Source organism: Arthrobacter sp. B2I5, assembly GCF_030816735.1.
Classification (GTDB): domain Bacteria; phylum Actinomycetota; class Actinomycetes; order Actinomycetales; family Micrococcaceae; genus Arthrobacter.
Genome location: NZ_JAUSYF010000001.1, coordinates 4,186,629 through 4,203,298 on the forward strand (window position 1 = coordinate 4,186,629; position 16,670 = coordinate 4,203,298).

General features: G+C 66.2%; 16 protein-coding genes and 1 pseudogene. 10 read left to right on the forward strand and 7 right to left on the reverse strand.

From position 1 onward, the window contains the following. The first annotated feature begins 90 nt into the window (after positions 1-90). Positions 91-2,319, forward strand: coding sequence for a catalase (locus tag QFZ60_RS19430; RefSeq protein WP_307092597.1), 2,229 nt, complete (start codon positions 91-93; stop codon positions 2,317-2,319). A gap of 146 nt (positions 2,320-2,465) precedes the next feature. After that, positions 2,466-3,065, forward strand: coding sequence for a hypothetical protein (locus tag QFZ60_RS19435; protein ID WP_307092599.1), 600 nt, complete (start codon positions 2,466-2,468; stop codon positions 3,063-3,065). 46 nt (positions 3,066-3,111) lie between these two features. On the opposite strand, the gene QFZ60_RS19440 is transcribed toward QFZ60_RS19435, so the two are convergent. After that, complete coding sequence (locus QFZ60_RS19440; RefSeq protein ID WP_307092601.1) at positions 3,112-3,696, reverse strand: histidine phosphatase family protein; 585 nt, start codon at positions 3,694-3,696, stop codon at positions 3,112-3,114. Between the two features lie 109 nt (positions 3,697-3,805). Here QFZ60_RS19440 and QFZ60_RS19445 point away from each other — a divergent pair, with 109 nt between their 5' ends. Next, the gene (locus tag QFZ60_RS19445) at positions 3,806-4,999 is read left to right on the forward strand and encodes an IS30 family transposase (RefSeq protein WP_307092603.1); all 1,194 of its coding nucleotides are present in this window, start codon (positions 3,806-3,808) and stop codon (positions 4,997-4,999) included. Between the two features lie 74 nt (positions 5,000-5,073). Here QFZ60_RS19445 and QFZ60_RS19450 read toward each other — a convergent pair. Further along, positions 5,074-5,957, reverse strand: a pseudogene (locus QFZ60_RS19450) (HAD family hydrolase). 264 nt (positions 5,958-6,221) lie between these two features. Here QFZ60_RS19450 and QFZ60_RS19455 point away from each other — a divergent pair. Then, a complete protein-coding gene (locus tag QFZ60_RS19455; protein ID WP_307092605.1) occupies positions 6,222-6,788 on the forward strand; it encodes a hypothetical protein in 567 nt (188 codons plus the stop codon). 53 nt (positions 6,789-6,841) lie between these two features. Next, positions 6,842-7,255, forward strand: coding sequence for a hypothetical protein (locus tag QFZ60_RS19460; protein WP_307092606.1), 414 nt, complete (start codon positions 6,842-6,844; stop codon positions 7,253-7,255). A gap of 36 nt (positions 7,256-7,291) precedes the next feature. Here the strand turns inward: QFZ60_RS19460 and serS are convergent, their stop codons facing one another. Beyond that, positions 7,292-8,572: a serine--tRNA ligase gene (serS, locus tag QFZ60_RS19465; protein WP_307092608.1), complete on the reverse strand. Its 1,281-nt coding sequence runs from the start codon at positions 8,570-8,572 to the stop codon at positions 7,292-7,294. A gap of 88 nt (positions 8,573-8,660) precedes the next feature. Between serS and QFZ60_RS19470 the strand changes: the two genes are divergently transcribed. Then, positions 8,661-9,743: a diacylglycerol kinase family protein gene (locus tag QFZ60_RS19470; protein WP_307092611.1), complete on the forward strand. Its 1,083-nt coding sequence runs from the start codon at positions 8,661-8,663 to the stop codon at positions 9,741-9,743. A gap of 40 nt (positions 9,744-9,783) precedes the next feature. Here the strand turns inward: QFZ60_RS19470 and QFZ60_RS19475 are convergent, their stop codons facing one another. The 3 genes from QFZ60_RS19475 to QFZ60_RS19485 all read right to left on the reverse strand — a co-directional run bounded on the left by QFZ60_RS19475 (position 9,784) and on the right by QFZ60_RS19485 (position 11,388). Further along, positions 9,784-9,987, reverse strand: a complete 204-nt coding sequence (locus QFZ60_RS19475; RefSeq protein WP_307092612.1) for a hypothetical protein — start codon at positions 9,985-9,987, stop codon at positions 9,784-9,786. A gap of 94 nt (positions 9,988-10,081) precedes the next feature. Then, the gene (gene pheA / locus QFZ60_RS19480) at positions 10,082-11,062 is read right to left on the reverse strand and encodes a prephenate dehydratase (RefSeq protein ID WP_307092613.1); all 981 of its coding nucleotides are present in this window, start codon (positions 11,060-11,062) and stop codon (positions 10,082-10,084) included. Beyond that, the gene (locus QFZ60_RS19485) at positions 11,062-11,388 is read right to left on the reverse strand and encodes a rhodanese-like domain-containing protein (RefSeq protein WP_307092614.1); all 327 of its coding nucleotides are present in this window, start codon (positions 11,386-11,388) and stop codon (positions 11,062-11,064) included. The genes pheA and QFZ60_RS19485 overlap by 1 nt, the downstream gene beginning before the upstream one ends. A 223-nt stretch (positions 11,389-11,611) precedes the next feature. Between QFZ60_RS19485 and QFZ60_RS19490 the strand changes: the two genes are divergently transcribed. The 4 genes from QFZ60_RS19490 to QFZ60_RS19505 all read left to right on the forward strand — a co-directional run bounded on the left by QFZ60_RS19490 (position 11,612) and on the right by QFZ60_RS19505 (position 15,083). Next, entirely contained in the window at positions 11,612-13,021 is a 1,410-nt protein-coding gene (locus QFZ60_RS19490) for an amidase (RefSeq protein WP_307092615.1), read from the forward strand. Between the two features lie 146 nt (positions 13,022-13,167). Then, positions 13,168-13,392: a hypothetical protein gene (locus tag QFZ60_RS19495; RefSeq protein ID WP_307092617.1), complete on the forward strand. Its 225-nt coding sequence runs from the start codon at positions 13,168-13,170 to the stop codon at positions 13,390-13,392. Positions 13,393-13,982: 590 nt separating this feature from the next. After that, the gene (locus QFZ60_RS19500; protein ID WP_307092619.1) at positions 13,983-14,456 is read left to right on the forward strand and encodes a lipopolysaccharide assembly LapA domain-containing protein; all 474 of its coding nucleotides are present in this window, start codon (positions 13,983-13,985) and stop codon (positions 14,454-14,456) included. A gap of 45 nt (positions 14,457-14,501) precedes the next feature. Next, positions 14,502-15,083, forward strand: a complete 582-nt coding sequence (locus QFZ60_RS19505; protein ID WP_307092620.1) for a dihydrofolate reductase family protein — start codon at positions 14,502-14,504, stop codon at positions 15,081-15,083. Between the two features lie 59 nt (positions 15,084-15,142). Here QFZ60_RS19505 and QFZ60_RS19510 read toward each other — a convergent pair whose 3' ends face one another. Beyond that, positions 15,143-16,669 (reverse strand): carboxyl transferase domain-containing protein, encoded by a 1,527-nt coding sequence (locus tag QFZ60_RS19510; RefSeq protein ID WP_307092621.1) that lies wholly within the window; start codon positions 16,667-16,669, stop codon positions 15,143-15,145. Position 16,670: the final 1 nt, after the last annotated feature.

Sequence of the window (16,670 nt, forward strand, 5' to 3'; positions counted from 1 at the left end):
GCGGCACCGCTCCGGGCGGCATGTAGGGTAGTAAGCAAGCTTAGCTTCCGCTCGGCGGGGCTGGGAAAATCTACTGCGGGGAGACCAGATATGCCAGCCGAAGACGACGTTGTGATTCCCGGGGTTCCGTCCAGTGAACCTCCGGCACGTGAAGAGCCCACCACCCCGCGCGAGCCGTTGCCCCCGAAGCCGGACCAGCGCAGCCCTGAGGCGGTATCCCCCACGGGAAGCCCCACCGGGGCGCCTGCCGGCGCACGCGCCCAGTCTGGCCAGTACCTGACCACGGCCCAGGGGCTTCGGCTGCACGACACGGACCATTCCCTGAAGGCGGGCGCGCGCGGCCCCATCCTGCTGCAGGACCACCACCTGCGCGAAAAGATCACCCACTTTGACCACGAGCGGATCCCGGAGCGCGTTGTCCATGCCCGGGGCGCCGGAGCGCATGGTGTCTTCCGTTCCTACGGCAGCGCGTCGAAGGTCACGCGTGCCGGCTTCCTTGCCCCGGACGTTGAGACTCCGGTGTTCGTGCGGTTCTCAACCGTGCTCGGTTCCCGGGGATCCGCGGACGCCGTCAGGGACACCCGCGGGTTCTCCACCAAGTTCTACACCGATGAGGGCACCTACGACCTGGTGGGTAACAACATTCCCGTGTTCTTCATCCAGGACGGAATCAAGTTCCCGGACATTGTCCACGCCGCCAAGCCCCATCCGGACCGGGAAATTCCCCAAGCCCAAAGCGCCCACGACACCTTCTGGGACTTCGTGTCGCTGCACACCGAGGCGCAGGCCCACACCATGTGGAACATGTCCGACCGCGGCATCCCCCGGTCCTACCGGACCATGGAAGGCTTCGGCGTCCACACGTTCCGGCTCACCAACGCCACCGGCGACACCACTCTGGTGAAGTTCCACTGGAAGCCCAAACAGGGTGTGCACTCCCTGGTCTGGGAAGAAGCCCAAATCATCAACGGCATGGACCCGGACTTCCACCGGCGCGACCTTGCCGACGCCATCGAGGCCGGCGCCTACCCTGAATGGGAGCTGGGCATCCAGACGTTCCCGGACACAGAAGACCAGATGTTCGAAGGCATCGACCTCCTGGACCCCACCAAGTTCGTCCCTGAGGAACTGGCGCCGGTGCAGCCGATCGGGCTCATGACCCTCAACGCCAACCCAACCAATTTCTTTGCCGAGACCGAGCAGGTGGCCTTCCACCCGGGGCACCTGGTACCGGGAATCGATGTCACCAACGATCCGCTGCTGCAGGTCCGCCTGTTTTCCTACCTGGACACGCAGATCTCCCGCCTGGGCGGGCCGAACTTCGCCCAGATCCCCATCAACCGGCCGCAGGCACCGGTCAACGACATGCTCCGCGACGGCATGCATCAGACGGCGGTCCATGCAGGGGTTGCCCCGTACCGGCCCAATTCCCTGGACGGCGGGTGCCCGTTCCTGGCCGGAGAAGACTGGGGGGCTTTTGTGGACGTGCCCCAGGCAGTCGCCGAAAGCGTGAAGGAACGGCGCAATCCGGCCTCCTTTGATGACCACTACAGCCAGGCCCGGTTGTTCTTCCGGAGCCTTAGCGCGGTGGAACAGGACCACGTGATCCAGGCGTACACGTTCGAGCTCGGCAAATGCTTCGAGACGCCCGTCCGGGAACGCCAGCTCCAGGCCCTGGCCAACATTGACGCACGGCTTTGCGCCGCCGTCGCTGCCGGCCTGGGCATGCCTGCTCCGGAGGCCTCAGAGCAGGTGGCGGATCACGATCCCAGCCCGGCGCTCTCCCAGATCGGCCAGACCTGGCCGGTTGCTGGCCGCGTGGTGGGCATCATCGCCGACTCTTCCAGCGACCTGGCCCAGGTGGCGGCCGCGCGCAAAGCGCTCGACGACGAGGGCATGGTCCCGTTGGTCGTCGCACCGGCGGGCGGCACGCTTTCCGCAGACGGGCTCTCGCTCACAGTTCAGCGCACGTTCCTCACGGCACGGTCCACCGAGTTCGACGCGCTGCTCGTCGCCGGCGGACGGCAGCCCGAACCCGATGCCACTGCGGGGCGGGACGCCAAAGCCGGGGAACCGGATGAAGGGGCCGATCCGCGCGTCGCCCTGATGTTGTCTGAGGCGTACCGCCACGCAAAGGCCATTGGCTTCTGGGGTTCGGGTTCAGCTGTCCTGGACGCGGCAGGCATCCCGCAGGACGCGGCTGGGATAGCTGCAGGAGACTCCGCAGCTTCCGTGGCCTCCGCCGTCTCCGGACTGCTCGCCGCCCACCGCGCCTGGGAGCGTTTCCCGGCAACCGGGGCAGCTGGGCAGGAGAACTGACGCCCGGTCCCTATCCATTTGCCGGATCACGGTTGAGGGTCCGCGTCCACGTGACGCGGGCCCTCTCCCGTTTCTGGAATGGGGCAGCGCGGCCCTGCATTACCGGCCGTTTCGCAATTCCTACTTCCGGGTAGTGTGGACCCAGAATGTTCACATTGACCATCAACCAGACGGACAGCCGGCGCGACGGCGACCAGGTCCCGCAACTGCTCAAGGCATTGCGGCATATCCCTGCGCGCCTGGATTTTGACAGGTCGGTGGAGGACGAAGTCCAGGGCATCGTCGAGTGCCCGCACCAGGCCGTGGATGCAGCCCTGATCGCGCTGCGCAGCGGGCACTGGTACGTGGGAATTGGTGCGGGCCCAGTGAACGAGCCACTGCCAAACCAGATCAAGGACGCGTCCGGCCATGGTTTGGTCTATGCACGCCGGGCGGTGGACCGGCTCCGCAGCAGCAAGGAGCGGGTCCCGATTGCCGTGGAAGGGCCGCTGGCGGATGTTGCCCATGACGCAGAGGCCATTCTCCGGTTGCTCGGCCATATTGTGCGGGACCGGTCAGAGGCGGAATGGCGGGTGCTGGACCTGCTGACCCCCGGCGTCCGGGGGCAGCAAAAAGCGGTGGCACAGGAACTGGGCATCACCACGCAGGCCGTCAGCAAGGCCGTGGCACGGGCGCAGTGGAATGAGGAACATGCCGCCCGGCCGGCAGCTGCCAGGCTGCTGGCGCTGATCCTCGCGGCCCAGTAGCCTGCGGGCCTTTGCCGTCTTTTACGGCCTGCTGGGCTGATACGCCCTAGCTGCCGGTTGCCGCCATGACGGGTTCGCCGTTGAAGTACTCCAGCTTCCAGCCGTCGATGGCGTGATGGTGCGCCAGGTTCAGCACGGCGTTGTCCACGCTGGCCAGGGTCTGGCCGATGGCCCGGCTGAGGCTTACGCGCAGCAGGGTGCCGTGGGTAACCACCAGGAGCCGCTGGCCGCGGAACTCCTCCGCCAGCGCCTCCAGTGCGGCCAGGCCCCGGTCCGCCGCTTCGTCTTCGCTTTCCGCGCCTTTGAATCCACCGGGAATACGGAGTGCGTCCAGCTCCGGGCCGGCCTGCATTCCTTCAGCCGGCCCGAAGCTGCGCTCCGTGAGCTCAGGGACGCGCCGGGACACAGACAGTCCCAGCCCCGCGGCAATCAGGTCCGCGGTTTCCGCGGCACGGCTCAGGGGCGAGGAGACGATTGCGTCCCATTCGTACGGGGCAAGGACGGCGACGGCGTCCCTCGCCTGGCCGCGGCCGACGTCGTTCAGGGGAATATCCGTGGCCCCCTGCAGCCGGCGCTCGGCATTCCAGTCGGTCTGGCCATGGCGAACGAGGGCGAACGTCGTAAGGGTCATGCCCCTATTCTGCCTTGGCTGACCGGCAGCCTTGAATTCCCGTTTGCTCCATCAGATATGGTCACCAAAACCGGGGCTGGTTCAAGGGGTCGTTGCAACACCTGAGTGATTGGGGTGTTGTCATGGGTGTTTTGGTCGGCCTGAGGTGTTGCGTGAGGTGGTTCGGGTTTTCTGGGAGGCGAGGTCTTCTGGAGCGTCTGATGAGTTGGCCGCGGAGGCTGCCGGTCTTTCTCCGTCAGCGGCCCGGGTGATCGTCCGTCAGCATGGTGGGGTGAATCCTGCAATTAGGCCTGCCTGCCGGCGGTACTTGTCCTTCCGTGAACGCGAGCTGATTGCGGTCTGGCGGGCGGCCGGGTGTGGGGTGCGTGAGATCGGCCGGCGTTTGGGCCGGAGCCCCTCGTCGATCAGCAGGGAACTGGGCCGCAACATCCGCAACGGTGGCCAACGCCCTTATCTGGCGTCCTCGGCGCAGAATCGGGCGCAGAAGCTGGCACGCAGGCCCAAGACCCGGAAGCTGGCCGTTAACGAGGCCTTGGCACTCTACGTTGCCGGGATGCTGACGGCCCGGGAACGGTTATCCCCCGAACAGATCAGCGCCCGGCTGCGGATCGATTTCCCCGATGATGAAAGCATGCGCATCAGCCCCGAGACGATCTATCAGTGCATCTATATCCAAGGCCGCGGCGGGCTGAAGGCCGAGCTCACCGCTGCCCTGCGGACGGGCCGGGCCGTGCGCCAACCGAACCGGCGGGCCGGGAACCGAAAGCCCCGGGTCCCGAAAGAGTTACTGATCAGCGAACGCCCCGCGGAGGCCGATGACCGGGCTGTTCCCGGACACTGGGAGGGCGATCTGATCATCGGTACCCCCGGCACCGGGGCGATCGGAACACTCGTGGAACGCAGCAGCCGCTTCGTGATGCTCCTGCACCTGCCCAACGGGCACACCGGCGAGCAGGTACTGGCCGCTATCGAGGAAACCCTGCCTACGCTGCCGGCTCAGCTGCGCCGGTCCCTGACCTGGGACCAGGGCGCGGAGATGGTCGGCATTCATGAACGCGTCAGGATCGCCACCGGAGCGGACGTCTACTTCTGCGACCCCCACTCACCCTGGCAACGCGGCACGAATGAGAACACCAACGGACTCCTGCGCCAGTACTTCCCCAAAGGCATGGACCTCACCAAAGTCACGCCCGAAGACCTCGACTACGCCGCCGCCGGACTCAACGGCCGCCTACGCAAAACCCTCGGCTGGAAGACACCCGCACAAGTCCTCCAGCAAATTCTGGAAGAATCAGCCGCATAGGACGTGTTGCGACCACCACTTGAATCCGCCCGGGGTTTAGGTGCCATATCTGATGGAGCAACGCCCAAGGTTGTCTAGAGGAGGCTGCGCAGCACGTGGGCGGCGCCGTCGTCATGAACTGAGTGGGTGACCTCATCTGCCGCGGCGACCACCTCCGCCGGGGCCTGCCCCATGGCCACCCCGCGGCCCGCCCAGGTGAGCATCTCGATGTCGTTCCGGCCGTCGCCGACAGCTACAGTGAGGTGCTCTTCAAAACCAAGGCGGACGCGGAGGTTTTCCAGGGCGCTGGCCTTGGTCACTCCTGCGGCTGCAATATCCAGCCAGGCGCGGTCCAGCCCACGGAATAGGTCACTCCAGCCAAGCCCACATGATTGATGGCCTCGGTGAACTCCTCCGGTGTGTTTTCGGTGCTGAAGACCACCACGCGCACGGCGGTGGCTTCCAGCATGGTGTGGAAGTCCACACCCACTGCCTCGACGCCGAAGCTGGCATCCTGGAACCGCTCGGTGGAGAGGAAGTTGCCATCGGCGTCCTCAAGGGCATACTTGGCGGAAGGGAGCCGCTCGCGCAGCGCACGCAGGGCGGGAGCGGGATCGAAGGTGGCCTTGTGGATCACCTCGTAACCGTTTTCCAGTTCAGGGTGCAGCCGGAGGGTCACGCCGCCGTTGCAGCAGACGGCGTACCCGCGCTCCATTCCGATCTTCTCGATGATGGGAAGCGTGGCGTTCAGGGAGCGGCCGGTGGCGATCATCACTTCGTGTCCGGCGGCCACCACGGCCTGTGCCGCTTCCCGCACACCGGGGGACATGTGGCCGTCGTGGTTCACCAGGGTGCCGTCCACGTCCAGCGCGACCATGAACTTCCGGTCCACTCCGGTGAAGGTGTTGGCCTTGTTGTCTTGGTTGTTGTCTCGCCGGTCATCGTTGCCGGCGACTGAGGTTTCAGTCAGCGTTGTCATCCACATAGTGAACCAGACGTAACTGACAGGCGCTAGGACGCGGGCCACAGGTTTATTGAACTGTTGGTTAAAACGGCGGGTTCCCACATCCGGGGGTGCCTGCGTCGCGCAGATGTCCCCCTGTAGCAGTCGTCCCCCAGTAATAGACAAGTCCCCGCCGCGTTATCCGGGGACTTGTCCGCGGCGCGGGGAGAAGTGCCGCCCTTTTCCACATAGGGCATGCTGATCGGCACCGCATGCGCCCGATCGGCCCAGCATGGAGTCATGAAATCGGATGAAGCAGTCCTGGTCCTGGCCAGCAGGCGTCGGGCCATGACCGGAGACAGCCGCACGCTAAGCCGGGGCTACAAGAACGGCACCTTGGTCAGGGTCCGGGCCGGTGTCTACTTCGGGAAAGCCGCCTGGCTTTCGCTCAAGCCCTGGGAGCGGTACCGGATCACAATGGCTGCAGTGGCCGCTGTCGATGCGTCCACCACGTTCTGCTACCTGACCGCACTACGGATTTGGAATCTTCCTGGGCCAGGCGTTCCAACCCACGTCCACGTCATTACGCACTCTTCGCACAAAGCGGGACGACTTCCGCCAACCACCACCGCGGCGCCGGATACGAAGACGGGGAAAACGGGCATTGAGCACCTCCGCAGCTACGGTGTGGCCCGCCACTTCTGGCCGGCCGAGACAGTGCAACTGCAAGGCTTCTGGGTTACTTCCTTGCCCCAGACGGTCATGAACTGCCTGGTCAGGCTCGAACTTCCGGATGCAGTGGCCCTGGCCGATGCAGTAATTGGACCGGGAAGGCGCCCCGGCGAAGGCTCACGCGCCAGCAACTGACCGAGGCGTCAACCGTCCTGGCCTCTGCCGCTAAGCGGCGCAGGATCCAGGAAGTGCTGGCCCTGGCGGATGTAGCCGCAGAGTCCGTCGGGGAATCCCGCAGCAGGGCGCTCATGCACGTGCTCGGGCTGCCCGCTCCTGTCCTCCAGTACGTGATCCAGGACCACGAAGGCTTCATCGCGCGCACGGACTTCTTCTGGCCTGATGCCCGGGTGATTGGCGAGTTCGACGGCGACGCGAAGTACCTCGACGACGTCCTGCTCGCCGGACGAAGCACGCAGGAAGCGATCCTGGCCGAGAAGAAGCGCGAAGACCGGCTGCGGGCTCTTGGCTACAACGTGGTCCGGTGGGACTGGAAGACCTTGTCCACCCCTGACGTCTTGCGCCAACGGCTCATTGCTGCAGGCATCCAGCCGCAGAAATCCCCGCCCCGTGGACCGGACCCCCATGCATTACGGGAGGAATAGTCCACAAGGCGGGGAGCTGTGGCAAGAAGTGGAACCCTAGAGGACCGGCAGGACCTCGAGGCCGCCCAGGTACTTCTGCAGCGCCTTGGGCACGTTGACGGAGCCGTCCGGGTTCTGGTGGTGCTCCAGCAGCGCCACGATCCAGCGGGTGGTGGCCAGGGTGCCGTTCAAGGTGGCAACGGCCCTGGTGCCCTTGGCCACGCCCTCCGCGTTGATCACGCGCTCACGGATGTTCAGGCGGCGCGCCTGGAACGTGGTGCAGTTGGAGGTGGAGGTCAGCTCGCGGTACGCGCCCTGGGTGGGAACCCACGCCTCGCAGTCGTACTTGCGGGCCGCGGACGTGCCAAGGTCACCGGCAGCGGTATCGATCACCCGGTACGGCAGCTCGCACTTGGCCAGCATCTCCTCTTCCCAGGCCAGCAGGCGCTGGTGCTCGGCGGCAGCCTCTTCCACGGTGGTGTAGATGAACATCTCCACCTTGTTGAACTGGTGGACGCGGATGATGCCGCGGGTGTCCTTGCCGTGCGAGCCGGCCTCGCGGCGGTAGCAGGAGCTCTGCCCGGCGTAGCGGACCGGACCGTTGGAGAAGTCGAGGATTTCGTCGGCGTGGTACCCGGCAAGTGCCACCTCGGAGGTGCCCACAAGGTAAAGGTCGTCCTCGGCGAGACGGTAGATCTCGGCGTCGTGCTTTACGTCGAAGCCGGTGCCCTGCATGGTCTCCGGGCGCACCAGTGTGGGGGTGATCATCGGGACGAAGCCTGCTTCGATGGCCTGGTCCATGGCCATCTGCAGCAGGGCCATCTCCAGGCGTGCGCCGACGCCACGGAGGAAGTAGAAACGGGCACCGGAAACCTTGGCGCCGCGTTCCATGTCGATCGCGCCGATCAGCTCGCCGATCTCCAGGTGGTCGCGGGGCTCGAAGTCCGGGAATTCGCGCGGGGTGCCGACGGTCTTGACCACCACGTAGTCATCCTCGCCGCCCTCGGGAACGCCGTCCTCGATGAGGTTGGGGATGGTGCGCAGGAGCTCTTCCTGCTTGGTCTGCGCGGCATCGGCCTCTGCGGAGGCGGCCTTGACGGAGTTGGCCAGCTCTTTGACCTCCGCCAGCAGGGCCTGCTTCTCCTCGCCCTTGGCCTTCGCCACCTTCTTGCCGAACACGTTCTGCTCGGCGCGGAGGTTTTCGAAGCGGAGCAGGGCCTCGCGGCGGGCGGAATCCGCGGAGATGATCGCGTCCACCACTGATTCGTCCGCGCCGCGGGCGCGCTGGCTGGCACGGTACTTGTCAGGGTTTTCGCTGAGGTCTTTTACGTCGATCACCAGACAAGGGTATCCAATACAGCGCACGACGGCGGGCGGCGGGCTTCGTGCGCCCGCCCGCCGTGCGCCGGGCTACTGTTGAACCACCATGAGCGACTGGATTCTCTACCTGCTGATTGCGGTGGCGCTTGCCTTCGCCACCTCCAGCTGGTGGGGCGTCCGCCGCCTCAAAGCCCTGCATGTCCGCAGTGCGATGGCAGGGGAAGCCTACGACACGGGGCTGACCCAACAGCGGGTGGCCGTGGTCCTCAACCCGATCAAGGCCCGGGCCGGGGAAGCCAAGGCAATCATCCAGCGCGCCTGCCTGGCAGCCGGTTGGGAGGAGCCGGTCTTTTTCGAGACGACGGCAGATGATCCCGGCTTTTCCCAGATGCAGGCCGCCCTGGCCGGCAAGCCCGACGTCGTCCTTGTGGGCGGTGGGGACGGCACGGTGCGCGTGGTGGCGGAGGCCCTGGCGCATACGGACGTTGCCCTGGGTTTGATTCCACTGGGTACCGGCAACCTGCTCGCGCGGAACGTGGACCTGGATGTGAACGACCTTCACGGCAACGTCCAGACAGCCCTGTTTGGACGCCAGCGGTACATCGACACCGCACGGATGGCCATCGAGAATTCCCGGACAGGCCACTATTCGGAGCACGTCTTCCTGGTGATCGCCGGAATCGGCATGGATGCCGAGGTCCTGGCCGACACCAACGCCGGGCTGAAGAGGGCGGTGGGCTGGCTTGCTTACACCGAGGCGGGCGTGCGCCATCTTCCGGGCCGGCGCAAGAAGGTTTCCATTGCGCTGGACGGCAGCCCGGAGCAGATAAGGAACATCCGCAGCGTGCTTTTTGCCAACTGCGGGCTGGTTCCCGGCGGCATCGACTTCATCCCGCAGGCCATGATCGACGACGGCATGCTCGATGTGGTGGTGATGAGCCCCCGCAGCGCCCTGGGCTGGCTGCTGATGTACGTGAAAATCATGTTCAAGCACAGCGGCAAGCTGCCCATCATGACCGTCTACCGGTCAGGCAGGGTGGTCATCAAGTGCCCCGAACCCATGCCCACGCAGCTCGACGGCGACACGTCGGGCGAGGCCACGCAGCTCACCGTCCAGGTTTTGCCGCGGTCACTCGTGGTCCGGGTCAGGCGAGAGGTCCACGGCAGCAGCGCCAAAGCAGCGCGCTGATAGGGCTGTGAGGTGACAAAAGCCGGGTGCGCCGCGTGGGTCAGGCGCTGGCTTGCTTCTTCGCGTCCGCGGCGGCCTTGGCGGCAGCGTGGGCTTCAGACTGCTCCCGGATCATGGCCTGCTCCTCTTCGAAGCGCAGGCGGTCCGCGCGGTCCGCATCATCCCCGTCCCAGTCCTGGTTGTCGGCCGTCGGCTTGGGGTTGACGATCATCCCCTGGCCGTCGTTGTCACTGCTGCTGGTCATGACCCTCTCCCTTCGTCAGGGGCCATACCCCATGTGGATCAAGCAAGCATACGCATTGTCCACAGCCCACGGAAGTACTTCAACAGGCATTTACCTACGCTCTGGGCGAAGCTCCGGAACCGGTTTCACCTGCGAAGGATCCCACCGCAAGGATGGATTCAACCCAGGACTGGGCGGCCGCGAATGCTGCGTCCGAGATGTGCGCGGGCACCAGTGTCTCCTGCTTGTCAGCCCTGGCATATGAGCCCAGGAAGCGGGTTCCCGGGCTGATCCGGTGCAGGCCTGCCAGCGCGTCCGCCACCCTCGCCTCGCCCGCGTGGCCTTCGGCGTCGATACTGAAAAAGTAGTGGCCCAGGTACTGCCCGGTGGGCCGTGACTCAATCCGGCTGAGGTTCACCCCGCGGCTGGCGAACTGGTCCAGGATCTCCATCAGCGCCCCGGGACGGTCCTCGGGCAGCGGGACAACCACTGTGGTTTTGTCCGCGCCGGTGCGGACCGGCAGGGCGTCCGGCCGGCTGACCAGGATGAAACGGGTCACGGCGCCGGGGTTGTCACCGATGTTCTCCGCCAGCACGGACAGCCCCGCATGCGTGCTGGCCACCAGCGGCGCGCAGATGGCCGCGTCGTAGTGGCAGTCCTCTTCCAGCAGCCCCAGGGCCGCAGCAGCGGTTGACGAACCCGGAACGTATTCCGCATGGGACATGTGCTGGTCCATCCACAACCTGCACTGCGCCCAGGCGTGGCCGTGGGTGGAAACATACCGGATGTCCTCCACCCGCACCCCAGGCCGGGCCACCAGGACAAAGCTGATGGGGACCAGGACCTCGCGGATGATCCGCAGTTCCTGGCCGGTGGCTATGGCGTCCAGGGTGGCAGAGACCCCGCCCTCCACCGAGTTCTCGATGGGGACCATGGCCGCGTCGGCCTCCCCGTCACGTACTTTGCCAAGGGCGGCGGGGACGCTGGACGCCGGGATGCGGACTGCCTGGAGGGCGTCAGGCACCTGCAGGAGGGCAGCCTCGGTAAAGGTACCTTCCGGCCCCAGGAAGGTGTAGGTGCGGGAAGTACCGGGCACTAAAGCACCAACGGCTTGAGTCCGTTGTCCGAAACCAATGGCTTGCCGGATTCCAGCCACTGATCCATCCCACCGGAGACGTTGATGGCGGTATACCCCTGGCCGGTGAGCCACTGGGCGGCGCGGAAGGACCGGCCGCCTGTCCGGCAGATGACGTAGATGTCCTCGTCCGGGTCGAGCTCGTCCAGCCGGGCCGGGATCTGGTCCATGGGGATGTGGAGTGCGCCGTCAGCATGTCCGGCAACCCACTCGTAGTCCTCACGGACGTCCAGGATCACCGCATCAGCGGGAATGTCATGCACGGGGACGGTATCGAAGTCACTCATCGGAGTCCTGTCTTGGCGGGATCAGAGTCAGGTTTAAGCCTAGCCCTTCCGCCCCCTTCCGCCTCCTTACGCCAGGAACAGCTGCATCGAAAGCAGCGGGTTAGGCTGGTGAAGCCCAAGGAGGTTTCCATGTCCCAGCAGCCCGCCGCCGTCCCCGCATGCCCGGTCCTTGCGGATCCGGACACGGAACGGTACGCCGGAGCCCACACGGAATCCCGGTTCCGTGGCTGAACTCCATGAGCTCTCCGCGCTGGCCCTGCGGGACTTCCTACGGAATGGAACCGTGTCCGCCACGGATGCCGCCGCCCATTTCCTGGCCCGGATCGATCGGCAGAATCCCCTTCTTGGCGCCTTCATCACCGTGACTGCGGAACAGGCCATGGAGCAGGCGCGGGCGGCCGATGCCCTGCATGCGCGCGCCGGCAGCGGCCATCTTCCGCCGCTGCACGGCATGCCGCTTGCCTTCAAGGACCTGACCGATGTTGCCGGTGTGGTGACCACGCACGGCAGCGCCGCCCTCGACCACAAACCTGCCCCCACGGACGCTCCGCTGGTCTCCCTCTTCAAGGAGGCCGGCGTGGTTTCGCTGGGCAAGACCCAGGTGCCTGAATTCGGGCTGACGGCGTACAGCGAAAACCGCGTGGCGCCGCCGTCGCGCAATCCGCACGCACCCAGCCGGAGCTCGGGAGGCTCCTCCGGCGGCAGTGCCGCTGCCGTGGCGGCGGCACTGCTGCCTTTCGCCCCGGGGACCGACGGCGGCGGCTCAGTCCGCATCCCCGCAGCTGCATGCGGCCTGGTGGGACTCAAACCGGGCCGGGGACTGGTGGCAGCCGGGGAAAGTGCCGGCGATCCTGCGCGGCTGGTGGCGCCGGGCCCTCTCGCCCGCAACGCCGAGGACGCCGCACTGATGATGGACGTCCTGGCACCGGGAAACCAGTATCTCCGGGCAGTGCAAGAAGGGAAGCCGCCACGGCTTCGGATCGGCGTCACGCTGGACAGCCCGTGGTCCGCCACATTCCCCTTTACGCCCGAACGGGACGCCCTGGACGCCCTCCATGCCGGCGAAGCCCTCCTGGAACATGCGGGCCACAGCTTGAGTGACGCTGCCATCCGCTACGACAACCGCTACCCGGATGCCTTCACCACAGCCTGGACCGCCGGCGTCGGCGCGGCCCGGATCACCCCATCGCGCGAAGCGTTGCTGGCACCCCTGACCCGGACCTTTAGGCGCCGGGCCCAGCAGCGCAGCCCCGCCAAACTCGCCGAGGCTCTGGCATTCCTGCGGCAGTTCCAGCACGACACCCTGGTGCAGTACGGACAGTGGGACCTGATGCTGATGCCTGCGCTGGCGCAGACGCCGCGGCCGGTGGGGTGGTTTACCGGCACTGCGCACGGCACTGAGCGCTGGCCGTCGGCCCAGTGGCCCGGGGATGCCGACGGCGACTACCGGAAACAGTGCGAATTTGCCCCCTGGTCCTCAATGGTGAATGTGTGCGGCCTGCCGGCCATCTCCCTTCCCGTGCGCTGGACCGGCGGCGCCCCCCGCAGCGGACTTCCCATGGGAATCCAACTGGTGGGCCCCATGGGTTCCGAAGCCCTCCTTCTGCAGGTTGCGCACCAACTGGGCTGCTAAGGGGCCACGCGCTTGTTGGTCCCCAGACGTTGTTGACCTGCTCCTAACGCCCGCTTAATCAGCTGGTAACCCCGGCGGCCCACACTGGAAAAAGCACTTTTCAGCACCCTCCATTCGCCCTCCACCCGATGAGGAGTTGCCCCACCATGAATGTTGAACACCCTGCCCCGAGCACCGAAACCACTATGACGGCAGGCGACGGACGTCCGGACATGAGCAACTCGAATGTCAGGGAAGACCTGGCGATGACCGGCCGGTGTGCCCTGGTCCACCTGCCTACGGGCCGGACCTGCCTCCTCCCCCTGCGGCATCAGGGGCCTTGCGAGTTCCACCGCCCGCAGGAGGCCCAGGACATGGTGGACGGCGGCTGACAGACAGGAAAGAATCACCGGCTGCCGTTCTTGGGAGCGGTGCCCTGCCCGCCGTGGCCTCTCTGCATGCTCAAGGCGCCCTTCTAAACTTTGCTGGCATTATCGACTCCCCCGCCATTCAGGAGGACGATTAAAGGGCAGTCACCATAAGGAGGTCTGTGATGTGCTACGCATCGAGCAAGGACTTCGGGTGGGGCGCCAGGAAAGAACCCCAGCGCCGGCCTGAAGCGGAAACGGAAACCCCTGCGGAAACTCCAGAGAAGCCGGCCAAGGAACAGGAATTTACGTTCTGGGCCTTCCCCAGCTGGCGCAGGACATCTGCGCCCAGCACTCCCTCCGGCGAACGGAGCAGGGAGAGGGTCTGACGGGCAGGAATGACGCGGGCAAAATTGACCCGCGCAACCGGCCCGGGCAGGTGCCAAAGGAGGGGTTCTCACGTGAGGGCCCCTTCGTCCTGAAAGCGGCCCTCGCCATCCAACCCGGAACAGCCCTTTGACGGCAGGCCACGAGACCGTTCGTTGTGCCGCAGCAACGCGGACGGCTATGGTTGCACAATAAGCATGCTTAGCAATTTGTGAAAGGGGACGAGCATGAGCGCAGGACAGTACACGCCAGGACCGGACCGCCGGCCGGAACCGGACGTCAACACCACACCGTCGAGCGCAGCTCAGCCCTCAGAAGACCGCGAACCAGCCTATGGCGGTGTCCCGCCCTACGCACCGGACGCACCGGGAACGGGCGGAACAACGGGAACATCCGGCACCGCAACAGCCCCCGGGCCCGCTGCCGGCGGCACCGCAGATCGCAAGGTCACCCGCGCCGGAGTCATCTGGGCGGCGGTGGTTGCTGCCTTGGTGCTGCTCATCCTGCTGATCGTCTTCATCCTGCAGAACCAGGAACAGGCCTTGGTGAAATTCCTGGGCTTCGAGGGCGCAGTCCCGTTGGGCATGGCACTGTTCATCGCAGCCGTGACGGGCGGCGTGCTGGTAGCCGTAGCGGGCGGCGCGCGAATCCTGCAGCTCCGTTCCAACGCCCACAGGGCAAGGACCCGGCAGCGGAAGTAGGTTAGCCTGCTGGCGCCAGGGGCCCTTAGGAAAGGCTGACCGCTAATGGGCAAGGTCATCGTGGTGAACCACGTGACGCTCGACGGCGTCATGCAGGGACCAGGCCGGCCTGACGAAGATCCACGGGGTGGATTCACCGACGGCGGGTGGGCGGTTCCGTATGCCGACGAGGCAACAGTCCAGAAGATGGGCGAACGGATGGGTGCCGACCATGCCTTCCTCTTCGGGCGGCGCACCTACATGCAGCTCCTGGAGTCCTGGAACGCCCAGGGAGGCCCCTTCAAGGACGCCTTGAACAGCACGCCCAAATACGTCGCCTCCGGGGACCCGGATCTGAAGCTTGAATGGCCGAATTCAACCCTCCTTCACGGTGATGTTCCCGCGGCGGTGAAGGAACTACGGGAAACCTCTCCGGCGAACCTCGTGATCATGGGCAGCGGAGTGCTGATCCGCACGCTCATGGCAGCCGATCAAATCGACGAGTACCTGCTCATGATCCACCCCCTGGTACTGGGCAGCGGACAACAACTCTTCGCCGGCGGCACCAAAACACCGCTGAGGCTCCTCGAAGCCACCTCCACTGCCACTGGCGTCCTCATGGCCGTGTACATACCGGACCGGCCGTAGGAGACGCCGGGACCAGAGCTCCGGCGTCTCCTTGCTTGGCACCATTAAGCGCCCGCCCGTCAGCAGACGCCGAGGCTTGCGAACTTCCGGGCCCTGGCAACCACGAGTTCCGGCACCGGAATGCCGGCCACCGCGCCGAGTTCATACTCGATGGCCCGGGCCATCCGGGTGCAGAATTGGCGTGGCTCCAGCGAAGCATCATCCCGCTCATCCACGATGTGGTCCACCAGGCCGTGCCCATACAGCGCGGCGACGTTCACGCCCTGCGCCTGGGCCATGGCCGGGGCGAACCCGGTGGTCCGGTGCACAATGGCACTGGCACCCTCGGGAGGCAGCGGCGAGAGCCAGCTGTGCTGGGCAGCAATAGTCCTGTCCGCGGGCAGCAGCGCCAGCGCTCCTCCGCCGGCCCCCTGGCCAAGCAGCACGGAAACCGACGGCGATTCCAGGCCGATCAGCTCATGCAGGGAGCGGGCAATTTCCCCGGCAAGTCCGCCCTCCTCCGCCTCCTGCGACAACGCGGCCCCGGCGGTGTCAATAACGGTGAGCAGCGGCAGCCGCAGTTCCTCCGCCAGCTTCATGCCGCGGCGCGCCTCACGCAGTGAACCCGGCCCCATTCCCGCGGCGTCCTTCCGCAGCGGGCGGGCGTGGCCCAGCACGATGCATGACCGGGTGCCAAAGCGCGCCAGCGCCAGCAGCAACCCGGGGTCCTTCTCCCCCTGCCCGGTCCCGTTCAGGGGAAGGGCATCCGTGGCGCCGAACTTCAGCAGCTGGCGCAGGTCGGGCCGCCGCGGCCGGCGGGAGATCCCGATGGACGCCCAGGCGTCCACGTCGGCCGGCCGCACCGACAGCGTGGCCGGCACGGGCACCGATGCGATAGAGCCGGCGGCAGCTGCTGCCGCAGGCGTCAGGATGTCCAGCGCCCGCCCCACCAGGTCGGCCAACTGGCCCGGTTCCACCACGCCGTCGATGAGCCCCTTGTTGAAGAGGTTTTCCGCCACCTGCACATTTTCGGGGAACGCCTCCCCGTACAGCGCCTCATAAACCCGGGGACCGAGGAATCCCAGCAGTGCTCCCGGCTCGGCCACGTTGACATGCCCCAAAGAACCCCAGGAGGCCATGACGCCGCCGGTGGTGGGGTGCCGCAGGTAGACGAGGTACGGCAGGCCGGCCTGGCGGTGCGCCCGGACAGCGCCGGTGATCTTCACCATGGACAGGAACGCGAGCGTCCCTTCCTGCATCCGGGTTCCCCCGGATGCAGGCCCGGCCAGCAGGGGCAGCCCCTCGGCGGTCGCACGTTCGACGGCGGCAACGATCCGTTGTGCCGCGGCGTGGCCGATGGAACCTGCCAGGAAGGAGAATTCGCTGACGATCAGCGCCACGCGGCGGCCGCGGATGAGGCCGGCCCCGGTGATCACCGACTCATCGGCGCCACTGCGTTCGCGCGCCTTGGCCAGGTCCTGGGCGTACTCCTCGGACACGTCCAGCTGTTCCGGTTCTGTGTCCCAGGAGACGAACGACCCCGCGTCCACCACGGCGTCCAGGAGTTCGGTTGCGTTCAGGTGCCGCACCTTTTCCTTCACCGGCATG

What these genes read in the sequence shown, in the direction of transcription:
- QFZ60_RS19430 (WP_307092597.1), top strand. Translation starts at nt 91, where the DNA reads ATGCCAGCCGAAGACGACGTTGTGATTCCCGGGGTTCCGTCCAGTGAA.
- QFZ60_RS19435 (WP_307092599.1), top strand. Translation starts at nt 2,466, where the DNA reads ATGTTCACATTGACCATCAACCAGACGGACAGCCGGCGCGACGGCGAC.
- QFZ60_RS19440 (WP_307092601.1), bottom strand. Translation starts at nt 3,696, where the DNA reads ATGACCCTTACGACGTTCGCCCTCGTTCGCCATGGCCAGACCGACTGG.
- QFZ60_RS19455 (WP_307092605.1), top strand. Translation starts at nt 6,222, where the DNA reads ATGAAATCGGATGAAGCAGTCCTGGTCCTGGCCAGCAGGCGTCGGGCC.
- QFZ60_RS19470 (WP_307092611.1), top strand. Translation starts at nt 8,661, where the DNA reads ATGAGCGACTGGATTCTCTACCTGCTGATTGCGGTGGCGCTTGCCTTC.
- QFZ60_RS19475 (WP_307092612.1), bottom strand. Translation starts at nt 9,987, where the DNA reads ATGACCAGCAGCAGTGACAACGACGGCCAGGGGATGATCGTCAACCCC.
- QFZ60_RS19485 (WP_307092614.1), bottom strand. Translation starts at nt 11,388, where the DNA reads ATGAGTGACTTCGATACCGTCCCCGTGCATGACATTCCCGCTGATGCG.
- QFZ60_RS19495 (WP_307092617.1), top strand. Translation starts at nt 13,168, where the DNA reads ATGAATGTTGAACACCCTGCCCCGAGCACCGAAACCACTATGACGGCA.
- QFZ60_RS19500 (WP_307092619.1), top strand. Translation starts at nt 13,983, where the DNA reads ATGAGCGCAGGACAGTACACGCCAGGACCGGACCGCCGGCCGGAACCG.
- QFZ60_RS19505 (WP_307092620.1), top strand. Translation starts at nt 14,502, where the DNA reads ATGGGCAAGGTCATCGTGGTGAACCACGTGACGCTCGACGGCGTCATG.
- QFZ60_RS19510 (WP_307092621.1), bottom strand. Translation starts at nt 16,669, where the DNA reads ATGCCGGTGAAGGAAAAGGTGCGGCACCTGAACGCAACCGAACTCCTG.